The organism is Acinetobacter sp. YH12241 (assembly GCF_013417535.1).
Lineage (GTDB): Bacteria > Pseudomonadota > Gammaproteobacteria > Pseudomonadales > Moraxellaceae > Acinetobacter.
In genome coordinates, this window is sequence record NZ_VPDQ01000020.1 from 41,115 (window position 1) to 49,131 (window position 8,017).

At 41.0% G+C, this 8,017-nt stretch carries 8 protein-coding genes; 6 read left to right on the forward strand and 2 right to left on the reverse strand.

Going from position 1 to position 8,017, the window contains the following annotated elements; translation table 11 throughout:
• Nucleotides 1-100 precede the first annotated feature (100 nt).
• Together FTV18_RS11400 and FTV18_RS11405 are read left to right on the forward strand one after the other, a co-directional pair.
• Nucleotides 101-463, forward strand: coding sequence for a hypothetical protein (locus FTV18_RS11400; RefSeq protein WP_081402667.1), 363 nt, complete (start codon nt 101-103; stop codon nt 461-463).
• Between the two features lie 104 nt (nt 464-567).
• Complete coding sequence (locus FTV18_RS11405) at nt 568-891, forward strand: hypothetical protein (protein WP_180018745.1); 324 nt, start codon at nt 568-570, stop codon at nt 889-891.
• Here the strand turns inward: FTV18_RS11405 and FTV18_RS11410 are convergent.
• Together FTV18_RS11410 and FTV18_RS11415 are read right to left on the reverse strand one after the other, a co-directional pair.
• Entirely contained in the window at nt 815-2,392 is a 1,578-nt protein-coding gene (locus FTV18_RS11410; RefSeq protein ID WP_180018747.1) for a pitrilysin family protein, read from the reverse strand. The genes FTV18_RS11405 and FTV18_RS11410 overlap by 77 nt on opposite strands.
• Nucleotides 2,393-2,403: 11 nt before the next feature.
• Nucleotides 2,404-3,744 carry a M16 family metallopeptidase gene (locus tag FTV18_RS11415; RefSeq protein WP_373686952.1) on the reverse strand — a complete coding sequence of 447 codons (1,341 nt, stop codon included), beginning with the start codon at nt 3,742-3,744 and terminating at the stop codon, nt 2,404-2,406.
• A gap of 232 nt (nt 3,745-3,976) precedes the next feature.
• Between FTV18_RS11415 and ftsY the strand changes: the two genes are divergently transcribed.
• The 4 genes from ftsY (at nt 3,977) to FTV18_RS11435 (ending at nt 7,588) form a co-directional block, all read left to right on the forward strand.
• On the forward strand, nt 3,977-5,080 hold the full coding sequence (gene ftsY, locus FTV18_RS11420) for a signal recognition particle-docking protein FtsY (protein WP_034171087.1): 1,104 nt from the start codon (nt 3,977-3,979) through the stop codon (nt 5,078-5,080).
• A 181-nt stretch (nt 5,081-5,261) separates the two neighbouring features.
• Nucleotides 5,262-5,951, forward strand: coding sequence for a nitroreductase family protein (locus FTV18_RS11425; protein ID WP_180018752.1), 690 nt, complete (start codon nt 5,262-5,264; stop codon nt 5,949-5,951).
• 182 nt (nt 5,952-6,133) lie between these two features.
• Nucleotides 6,134-6,727: a nitroreductase family protein gene (locus FTV18_RS11430; RefSeq protein ID WP_166134838.1), complete on the forward strand. Its 594-nt coding sequence runs from the start codon at nt 6,134-6,136 to the stop codon at nt 6,725-6,727.
• A gap of 195 nt (nt 6,728-6,922) precedes the next feature.
• Nucleotides 6,923-7,588 carry a DUF2057 domain-containing protein gene (locus tag FTV18_RS11435; RefSeq protein WP_180018754.1) on the forward strand — a complete coding sequence of 222 codons (666 nt, stop codon included), beginning with the start codon at nt 6,923-6,925 and terminating at the stop codon, nt 7,586-7,588.
• The last annotated feature ends 429 nt before the right edge of the window (nt 7,589-8,017 follow it).

Consider the following 8,017-nt stretch of genomic DNA (forward strand, 5'->3'; position numbering starts at 1 on the left):
CCTGTTTACTTAATTTATAGTTTGTACGATCAAACTATACACACTTGGAAGTTTGGTTGGTATAGATTTTAACAATAGAACAAAAGAAAAGGAGAACAACATGATGCAAAGAACTCTTGAAGGGCTCAGTTTTGATATGCCCCCAACAGCCAGTCAGATTACAGAATTGGCGCATGTACACCGTAAAAAACTGGATGAGGCAATTTATGACAAATATACCCATCTAGGTGATTACAGTCTGGCTCAACGTAAAGAAGTTTATGATTTTACCCGCGCTCTGGACGAAACCCAGCGTGCAGAGTTTTATAGTCACTATAATGATGAATTGGTCCGAATTGCAGATGAAGATCGACTGCATCCACCTGAAGCAGAAGCCGGCTTGAGCAAGTTTGCAATTTTACTGGTCTTAGGTCTGGTGGCAATGGTCATTGCTTGGAGTGTGTACGAATTGTTGAAATCCTAATCGATTTATAGTCATATCGAGATGTGTATTTATACTGGTCATTCAATCTTTGACTTGAACTTCATGGGGCCCAGCCATACACTAGCTGCAACTTGAGGTAGTGTATGGCTATAGATAGCAAAAAATTAAGCGATTTTCTGAATAAAATTAAGCTTGAACAAATTTATAATGCGGTTGTTATTTTTATTGTGGCATTAATTTTATGTCTGGCTACATTTGCCATTTATCGTCCACTGACGACTTCCCAATTTAATTTACTTCAGGAACTTGCAGAACAGCAGAGCTTACCTCAAACCCAGGATATGGCTCAGACTTTGCTGCAACAGCAACGCATCCATCGCGGTCAATATCTTAAATTGATGCAGGCGTATCAACAGGAATCTCTACGGGCTCGTCAGCTTCCGCCGGTTTCTGTGGAGATGCCTTAGGTATTGGAATCGTATTCGGCAGTGGTGTAGAAGGATCTAACAGGTTCTGTTCCAATCGTAGTTTTAATGCTTCTTTATCTAATTCTTGACTTACCACGACCAGTGTCAAGTGTTCTGGATGCAGATGTTTGCGCACGGCATTTTGCACATCTGCAGCGGTAATTTTGGCTAGACGTTCTGGATAGCGTGACAGATAGTCGGCTTGCTCTGCATAAAAGCCCATTGTGCCTAACTGGGCATTGATTGTGGCATTGCTGCTGTAATTATTCGGAAATGCTCTTAACATCCCGGCCTTGGTTTCTTCCAGTCGCTTAGTATCAATCGGCTGATTTACAAAATTGATAAAAGCCTGATGTGCGACCTGAATGCTATCCAGTAATTGATCTTGTCTAGTCGAATAACGGAAGCTAAATATACCGGGTGCCTGACTAAAGCTGAATGTGCTATAAGCACCATAGGTATAGCCGCGTTTTACCCTTAATTCCTGCATTAATACTGCATTAAATCCGCTACCACCAAACATGCGATTAGCCACTTCTAGAGCAAGCCGATCTTCAGTAAAACGGTTTGGTCCTAAGTGGCCGAAGGTCACATGCGCTTGGGATGAGTTATAAGGCAAATGCACGATATCAAAACCCGATTTTTCTTCAGGTTCAGTTAATGCAATAGCTTTCTGTCCTTGAGGCAAATTGCCTGCAATTCGTTCAGAAAGTTCCAGTGCCTGTTTAGGACTCAGTTTGCCAGTAATTGCAATATTCATATTTTGTGCCACCAGAAACTGGTCACGGAATTTTTTCAGTAAATCAGCCGTAATTTTTTTGGTACTGCCAATGGTGCCGGTAATGGGTTCGGCATAAGGATGTTGTCCATACAATGCCCGATAAAACCGGATATCCATCAGCTTGCTTGGATTTTCCTGAAGCTGTTTTTGTCCTACTTGAGTATTGCTGAGTGCTAGCTGAATGCTGGAAGGCTTGAATGTGGCATTTTTGAGAACTTCCATCATCATGGCCAAGGCAGGTTCCATTTTCTTGGGATCTGACAAAGTTCGCAGGCGAATGACAAACATATCGCGATAAGCCTGCACGCTAAATTGTGCGCCTGTGGCATCAAAGACAGAAGCCACCTGTGTAGCCGTATATTTATCTGTTCCTTCGCGCATCAGTTTGGCTGCTGTGCTGGATAAACCAAATAGACCTTTAGCAATTTCCTGATCTCGTGCTGATCCGGCATTAAAGGTCAGTTGAATATCGACCATAGGTAAATCACGGGTTTCAACAAATAAGGTGCGAACTTTGTAACGATTATTCAGGTCATGAATAAAAGGCGCCTGAAATGCCTGCTTTTGATTAATGTTTTTTAAACTTTGCAGGAGAGGAATAGCTTGTAACTGACTGGGATTATCATTCAGATCAGGTTGGGTATCTAAATAATTTTCTGCCCAAAGGATTGAACTGAGGCTTAAGCTGGTTAAAAGGATAAGAGAGCGAACTTTAGACATTGTAATAACCATTATTGAGCTTTCTGTTCAGGCAAAAGGTAGAGCGTACTTAAATTTTCACGGACAAAATAGGCATTAGCAACCCGCTGAATATCCTCTGCACGGACACTGTCATAATGCTGAGGTAGTTCATCCATCAGGCGGTAACTCAATCCGTTTACTTCAAGGTTTCCAATCATTTTGGCCTGTCCGCTCAGACTGTCCTGACTATAAATCAGATTTGAAATAAAGCGTGTGCTGATCCGTGCCAGTTCATGCTCAGAAATAGTTTCAGTTTTTAATAAATCAATTTCTTTCTGGATGGCCGTTTGTGCTTCTGTCAGATTTACACCTGGAGCCGGAAGTGCGGAAATACCAAACAGGCTGTCTCCACGGTTATAAGGATCATAAGACACACTCACAGAAGTAAGCACTTTGCGGTCGCGAACCAGACGATCCTGCAAACGAGAAGAAATTCCGCTATCCAGCAGGCTGCGAATAATGGTTAGGGCGTAGGCATCTTGAGGATTCTTGGCGGTAGCTAGAGATTTCACATTCCAGGTCATATACAGGTTAGGCACCTGAACATTGCTCTCAATTTCCATATGACGATAGCCTAAGCGCTCAAACTCGAGTACATCATTACGTGAGGGTGTGGGACGTGCCGGAATATCGCCAAAATATTTCTGTACCTGAACGAGAGCTTCTTGAACGTCAACATACCCGACAATCACCAGAATGGCATTATTCGGGCTATACCAGTCTCGATACCATTTTTTAACATCACTGAGCTGAATATTATTGAGCGTTTTCATGTGACCAATCACGGGCTGGCGATAGTGGCTGGTGGGGTAACTGATCCATCTAAATCGTTCAAATGCCTGGGCACGCGGATTATCATCAGTATGCTGACGACGTTCTTCCATTACCACTTTAATTTCTGGATCAAAATCTTGCTGGCGTAACAAGAGGTTGTTCATGCGGTCAGATTCAAGTTCGAGCGCCATCGGAAAATAGGCTTTGGGATAGAGCTGATAATAGTTCGTGTAATTAGTAAAGGTTGCGGCATTAATACTGCCACCATAAATCCGGCTTAACCGGGTAAATTCATCATTGGGAACTTTGCTGGTGCCTTTAAACATCATGTGTTCCAAAGCATGAGAGACACCCAGAATATTGCCGGACTCGTCACTACTGCCGACTTTATACCAGATCTGTGTCATCACCATCGGGGAGCGGTGATCTTCCCGGATAATGACTTTTAAGCCATTACCTAAATATGTTTCGATGGTGGTGCGGGATAATTCACTCTGGGTTGCGGCATGTACGGGGTTAAAACCGAAACTCAGGATGAGTACTGCGACTGGAGAAATCCGCTGTTTGATGATTCTGGATAAGGAGGAGATAGCAAAAAAAGATAGGGACACAAAGTCTTCCAATGAATAGATATTTGTATTTAGGATTATTTTTCAGAAATCTTGTATTGAAAGCAACCAAACACTGTTATTTTTTGGTTGTTTATTCATGGATTGGATTGCCCGCTCAAAACACTGCAAGTTATGCTAGAATTCAATTTTTTAACGCAATGCTTTTCAAGGATTCGGCATGCAACAGCAATCTAATGGGCAAAACAAATTTTTGATTGATGCTGATATCGGAGATGATGATGTCACGTTACCGAGTTTACCTGCGGTTAATGTGCCAATTGTAGAAACACCAAGCGCAACTGCTGAGGTTTCTGCACCTGTAGCGACAGAAGCTCAGGAAGAAGAACCTGCTACAAAAGGCGGTTTCTTTAGCCGTATGAAAGAGGGTTTAACCAAAACCCGTAAAAATCTTGCCGATGGGATGGTCAATATCCTGATTGGTGGCAAAGAAATTGACGATGAATTATTAGAAGAAGTTGAAGAACAGCTTTTGGTTGCAGATATCGGTGTTGATGCGACTAAAACGATTATTGCCAATTTGACTGAACGTACTGCACGCGGTGACCTGATTTATTCTCACTCGCTGTATAAAGCGCTTCAGGAAGAACTGGTCGCTCTGCTGGCTCCGCGTGTAAAACCGCTGCATATCGATCCAAACAAAAATCCATATGTAATTCTGGTCGTGGGTGTAAATGGTGTAGGTAAAACCACGACCATTGGCAAGCTCGCAAAACGTCTGCAAGGCGAAGGTAAAAAAGTCATGCTGGCTGCGGGTGATACTTTCCGTGCTGCTGCAACTGAGCAGTTACAGATCTGGGGTGAACGCAACAATATCGCCGTCGTAGCCCAAGGTCATGGTGCTGACTCTGCTTCTGTCATTTTTGATGCTTTCGAAAGTGCACGTGCCAAAGGTGTGGATGTTTTAATTGCAGATACTGCAGGCCGTTTGCATAACAAAGGTCACCTGATGCAGGAATTGACCAAGGTTAAACGTGTCATGCAGAAGATTGATGCGACTGCGCCACATGAAGTGATGCTGGTGGTGGATGCCGGTACAGGACAGAATGCCATTAATCAAGTTGAAATGTTTGATGAAGCAGTAGGTTTAACGGGTTTAACCATTACCAAGCTGGATGGTACTGCAAAAGGTGGTGTGCTGTTTAATATTGCCAGCCGTACCCATGTACCGATTCGCTTTATCGGTGTAGGTGAGAAAATTGATGACTTGCGTCCATTCTCGGCAAAATCATTCGTTGCGGCATTGTTTGAAACTGAAAAATAATTAATGCAACTTGCGTCACATAAACTCCGCTAAATGCGGAGTTTTTTGTTTTTAAGGAGTTTGAATGCTCTAAAAAGCAGCATGAAAAAAATAGCAAATCCTGCCTGCCTGAATAAACCCATTATAATTGTATGGGATTTTCCTGGTGATTGAAGTTCAGGCTATATGTAGAGGGTAGAAAATGGCATTACTCAATAAAATTGGACAGGTATTAACAACTGACCTGACTAAGGATTTTAAATTTCCTAAAAAAAGTAAAGCAGTTGAAAATTTAGAATTCACTTTTGTTGAGAAATTAAAAAAGTGCCGTGGGACCTATCAGCTAGGTAAGCGTGTGCATTACAGTCAGGCTTATCTGACCGAGCTGATTCAGGAAGCTGTGCATAGTTGTCCTTCAGCCTATAATTCACAAAGTGCACGCATTATCGTGCTATTTGCCGATTCACATCATCAATTCTGGAATATTGTGAAAGACATTCAACGCCAGCATGTGCCGGCATCGGTCTATGAAGGGATTAGAATCAAGCTGGATCAATGTGCAAATGCCTATGGCACGATTCTATTCTATGAAGATCAGCGTGCCATTCAGCAATTACAGAAAAAGATTCCATTTAGTGCCGATGATTTTCCACTGTGGTCAGAGCAGACTTCTGGCATGGTACAGTTTGCTGCGTGGACTGCGCTGGCAGATGCTGGTCTAGGTACTTCTTTGCAACATTATAATGCGCAGATCAATCACCCTGTAGCTGAGCATTTTAAGATTGATGAAAACTGGTTGCTACGTGCTCAGCTCTGTTTCGGTTCAATTGAAGAAGCAATAGAAGATAAAATTGAGTCTGTAAACCCAGACAGCTTCCAGGTATTTAGCTAAGACCTGTGATTCTTGAAATTAGTATGTGCTAAGGTGACTGATACAAAGGATCAACCTTAACATCTCTGAGAATGTTCTATAAATAAAACACATTGTTATCGAAATAAGACTGTTTTAGGCAGTGAAAATGCTTAGGATGATCTTATCGGTTTTAAATAATCAGAATAGAACGAGGTGAGATCATGGCATTCCTAGATCATATTAAAAAACGCCGTAGTATTTATGCTATTGGGAAAAATGTCAGCCTGGATCAGGCAGAAATTGAGAACATCATTAAAGAGGCGGTGAAACATAGTCCATCATCTTTTAACTCGCAATCTTCACGCGTGGTGATTTTGTTTGGTCAATCACATGATACTTTCTGGCATATTGTGCGTGAAACTTTACGCGACCTGGTGTCAGCAGATGCTTTTGAGGCTACCAATAGCAAAATAGATGGTTTTGCGGCAGGTTATGGAACTGCACTGTTTTATGAAGACCAGAATGTCATTAAAGGAATGCAAGAAAAATTTGCGCTATATGCAGATAATTTCCCGATCTGGTCAGAGCATGCTAGCGGTATCGCGCAGTTTGCAACCTGGACAGCTTTGGCTGAACATAATATTGGCGCATCACTACAGCACTACAATCCGATCATTGATGAAGAAGTGGCGCAAACATTTAGTATTCCATCAAACTGGAAGCTTCGTGCTCAATTGGTATTTGGTTCAATCGAAGCGCCTCCAGGTGAAAAAACCTTTATGGATGATGCAGAGCGATTTAAGACCTTTGCATAATCGATTTAGAGATGAGAAAGAAGTACTGTTAAGTACTTCTTTTTTTATGTGTGATATAGCAGAAATCAGAAAATAGATAGTCTGATAAATGCTGAGTAAATTGCTGTAGAGACAAAGCATTTGTCATATAATTGTCATTCATACACGGCATAGTGCAATGAAAATTTTATATATTAACCAGGATGAGTGAGTGAAATGGATTTACGTATCACAGCAGCTGTAGTTACATTATTGAGCAGCACATCCGCTTTTTCAGCCGTGACATTAACCGTACCTGAAGAAATCAAGATAATCGCAGTGAATGATCAGGAAGTACGTTCAGGTCTATTGCGCTCAGATCAAACTTATAAACTGGATGCTGGTACGAATGCGATTAGCGTTCGTTATACTGAATTTTTCCAGCATAATGACAATTCTCATGACATTTTAAAATCTGGCGTAGTAACCATAAAAACACCAGAACTTAAAGATGGTGAAGCTTATAAATTGGCTTTAATTAATGCGCCTAAAAACTTTGATGAAGCGAAAAAATATAAAGATCAGCCAATTATTGGTTTATATAATGCAAAAAATCAGCTTCTGGTTCAGCAGGCGGGAGCAAAAGATGCAGTGAAACCATTAATAGGGCAAAGTGTTTTAGGAAAATCTGTGGATTTGACAACGAATAAAGTAATAACTCCAACAAATCAGCCGGCAGCGGTCTACACTCAAACTGCAAGTACACCGAATATTGCTACTGCAAACGTTCAGGAAAATGCATCAGTTGGTCAGCTTGATCAGCAATTAATTCAGTTATGGAAGCAGGCATCTAAAGCTGAACGACAAAAATTTATGAATTGGCTTGGCGAGCAGGAAAATTAAAATTTATTGTTCAATATTAAAAGGGATCGTATGCAACGATCCCTTTTAATAAAAACTAAACCAGTCGAAATTCACATTTGCTTAAAATTTCAGGCCAAAAGTGACTGGAAAAAAGCATTAAAACTGCTAAAAATAGCAATTCAGATTAAAAAATAAACGTACAATGCGCTTTTTTGAATATTTTTAAGAAAAGCTCTTGCACTGGTTCGGAAACTGTATAGAATACGCAGCACACCAACGCAATGCATGAAACGAAACGTTAAGTGATTGGGTTGGAGCTTAAAACTGACGAGGTTTTAAGTAAGATCATTAAGAGATTATGAAGAACAACTTGTGTGGATTTTTACTGGTTGATTGATCGAAATTATTTTCATTGATTGAATGGTAGAAATTACTCGAAGTTTATTTGAGAAATATTTGTCAGAAAAT